Below are 2886 nucleotides of genomic sequence, written 5' to 3' on the forward strand. Positions count from 1 at the left end.
GCGCCTGCACCGCCCCCACCCGGGGGCCGCGCGCGTGGGGTTTTCACTCCACCCCCCCCCCGCGGAGGGGCGGGGCCCCCCCGCCCCCCGCCCTTCCCCATGTGTTCAGCCGCCCTGGGCCTCGACGTGGTCACGCCTCGACGGTCAGGCGACCGGGGCGAAGCCGGGCAGCCAGCGCTCCAGGATGCTCCGGTAGGGGGCCTTCGCCTCCAACTGGCAGAGCACCCCGATCGACCCGAGCGTCACCCGGTGGATCAGCAGGTACGACGGGGGCAGGTTGAGCCGCTTGCTCAGCTGGTACGTGGGGGAGCGAGGACTGGCCAGTCGACCCGCCTCGGCCCGTAGCCAGGCCCGCGTGAACCGGAAGCCGTCCGCCGCGATGGGCTCCAACATGGGGCGGAGGAAGTCGAGCACCCCCTCGGCGTCGATCTCCTCGGCCGAGCCGATGAACCCCTCCGACCGCAGCCCCGCCACCACCTCGTCGGCATCGCCGCGCAGGGCCATCGCGGCGATACGACCGATCGGCTCCGGGGTGCCCTCCGGCATCCGGGCCACCGCACCGAAGTCGATCACCCCGAGTCGACCGTCGGGCAGCAGCCGAAAGTTTCCCGGGTGCGGGTCGGCGTGCAGCAGCCCGGCCCGCTGCGGCGCGGAGAGGTGCAGGGTGGCCATCAACCGGCCGGCCTCGTCCCGATCCTCCTCGGTGCCCTCGCGGATGATGTCGGCCAGCGGGGTGCCCGTCACCCATTCGGTGACCAGCACCCGGGGCGAGGCATTGATCACTTCCGGGATGAAGATCTCCGGGTCGTCGGCGTACGCGGCGGCGAAGGTGCGCTGCGACTCGGCCTCCAACTCGTAGTCCAACTCCTCGGTGATCCGTTCGCGCAGCTCGGCCAGGAGCGGCTTGACGTCCAGGCCGGGCTGGATGGCTCGGAACATTCCGCCCAGGCGGGAGAGCTGCTTGAGGTCGGCGAGCAGGGCATCGCCGGCCCCCGGATACTGGATCTTGACCGCCACGTCGCGGCTGTTCGGTTCGCCCGACTCGTCGAAGCCTGGCTCGCGCCAGCGCGCCCGGTGAACCTGGCCGATGCTCGCGGCGGCGGCCGGGACGTCGTTGAACTCGACGAAAAGGTCCCGCCAGTCGGGGCCGAGCTGCTCGGTCAGCACCTTGTGCACGCTGGCGACCGGCAGCGGTGGCGCCGCCTCCTGCAACTTCGTCAGCGCCTGCCGGTAGGGCGCGGCGATCTCCTCCGGCAACGCGGCCTCGAAGACCGACAGTGCCTGACCGAACTTCATCGCCCCGCCCTTGAGCTGGCCCAGCACGCTGAACAACTGTTCGGCGGTGCGCTGCTGAATCTCCGCGGAGATCACGTCGGAGGCCAGCCCGGTGACGCGCTTTCCCATCCCCAGAACGGTCCGGCCGGCGAAGCCGAGCGGCAGGGCGGCGAGCTTGGCGGTGCGGGACACGGCGCGGCGCGGGATGTCGGTCACCCGGTCATTGTTACCGACCGGAGGGCCCCGCTGCTGCTCTGCGGCTGGGCTGGTGCGGACACTCGGCCTCCCGAGCACCCACACGCCGGGTGTGGCGGCCAACCCCGACGACGAAAACGGCCCGCACCGGTGATCTCCATGGCACTGCCCAGCGTCTCCGGCTGGCCGCCGTCCAGCTGCGCCAGCGCCTCGGCCAGGGCGTACCCGCAGGCGACGAGCAGCGTGCCGGTCGTTGCGGCGGCCACCGGGTCGGCGGCGGCGAGTTGCGCGGCGAGCCGGGGCCAGTCCGGGTCGCGGTCGGCTCGGTGCAGCTCGACGCAGTGCAGGCAGGGCCCGGCGGGTGGGCGGACCAACGGCCCGATCACCGGCACGCCCTCGCGCAGTGTGACCAGCAGGTGCGGCTGCCGACGCTGGGCGAGACCGGCGGCGAGCAGCGCGGGAGGCCGGTCCGTGCCGAGCTGGACCACCAGGTCGATCCGTAGGGCGCGGCTCGGGCGGGTGCCGGTGCCCGGTGCGACGCGGTCGACCGCGGCCCGCACCGCCGGTGCGAGCGGTCGACCCAGTTCGGCGGCGGGGATGCCAGTGCCGATCAGGTCGACGGGGCGTACCGAGCCGGTGAGCTGGGGAATCACCCGCCCCACGCCGGACTGGGCCAACGCCACCGTCAGCGGCCCGCCGAGCGCCCCGGCGCCGGTGAGCAGGACGCGGGCGGCGCGCCGCCTACGCAGGACCTGCGCGGGAGTGCCGGGCAGTCGGGCGGCGGCCAGGGCGAGCGCGCCGGCCTCCGCCGCGAGCCGGGCGCGGACCGGGCCGGTCAGGTCGCGGGGGAGCAGGCTGTGCGCGGGCACCAACAGGCCGGCGGCCCGCAGGGTGTCGAGCAGGGTACGCGCGTCGTCGGCACTGACCTGGGCGGATGCCGCCTGGGTCACCACGGTCCGCTCGCTGCGGGTGCCGTCGAGCAGGTCGAGCAGGTGGGCGGCGCGGGGGTTGGCCAACTCCAGTAGGGCGGCCGGCCCAGGGCCGATGCCGAGTTGGAGAGTGTGCCGGTCTCGCCAGAGCCGGTTGAGGCCGGGCAGCAGGGTGGGGCGGGGCAGTACGGTGCGACTCATGGTCACGAATCGTGACCGCATCTTCGCGTTCAGTCGATCGTTGTCCACAGGCGGTCAGGCCGCTGTCCAGCGCTATCCACAGGATTTGGCAGGTTTTCCACAGCCCCTCGCGCCTGTTGTCGGTCACCCGACAGGGCATCACCCGACAGGGCATCGCAGCAGTGGCACGAACTCCCGATTCGGCAACGGGGCCCGGGCGTGCGGCTCGGCCCCGTCGGTGTGCCGGTAGGCGGTCAGCAACGCGGTCTCGATCGCCGCGAGAATCGTGTCGAACGGGATCTCCCGC

General features: G+C 73.3%; 2 protein-coding genes. Both read right to left on the reverse strand.

Translation table 11 applies throughout. The features are described 5' to 3' along the window. Positions 1-144: 144 nt before the first annotated feature. The gene (locus tag AB0C20_RS35900) at positions 145-1491 is read right to left on the reverse strand and encodes an AarF/ABC1/UbiB kinase family protein (protein ID WP_357187984.1); all 1347 of its coding nucleotides are present in this window, start codon (positions 1489-1491) and stop codon (positions 145-147) included. After that, positions 1488-2600 (reverse strand): TOMM precursor leader peptide-binding protein, encoded by a 1113-nt coding sequence (locus AB0C20_RS35905; protein WP_357187982.1) that lies wholly within the window; start codon positions 2598-2600, stop codon positions 1488-1490. Before AB0C20_RS35905 ends, AB0C20_RS35900 begins: the two co-directional genes overlap by 4 nt. Positions 2601-2886 lie beyond the last annotated feature (286 nt).

This window comes from Micromonospora sp. NPDC048843 (assembly GCF_040649965.1).
Taxonomy (GTDB): domain Bacteria; phylum Actinomycetota; class Actinomycetes; order Mycobacteriales; family Micromonosporaceae; genus Micromonospora; species Micromonospora hortensis.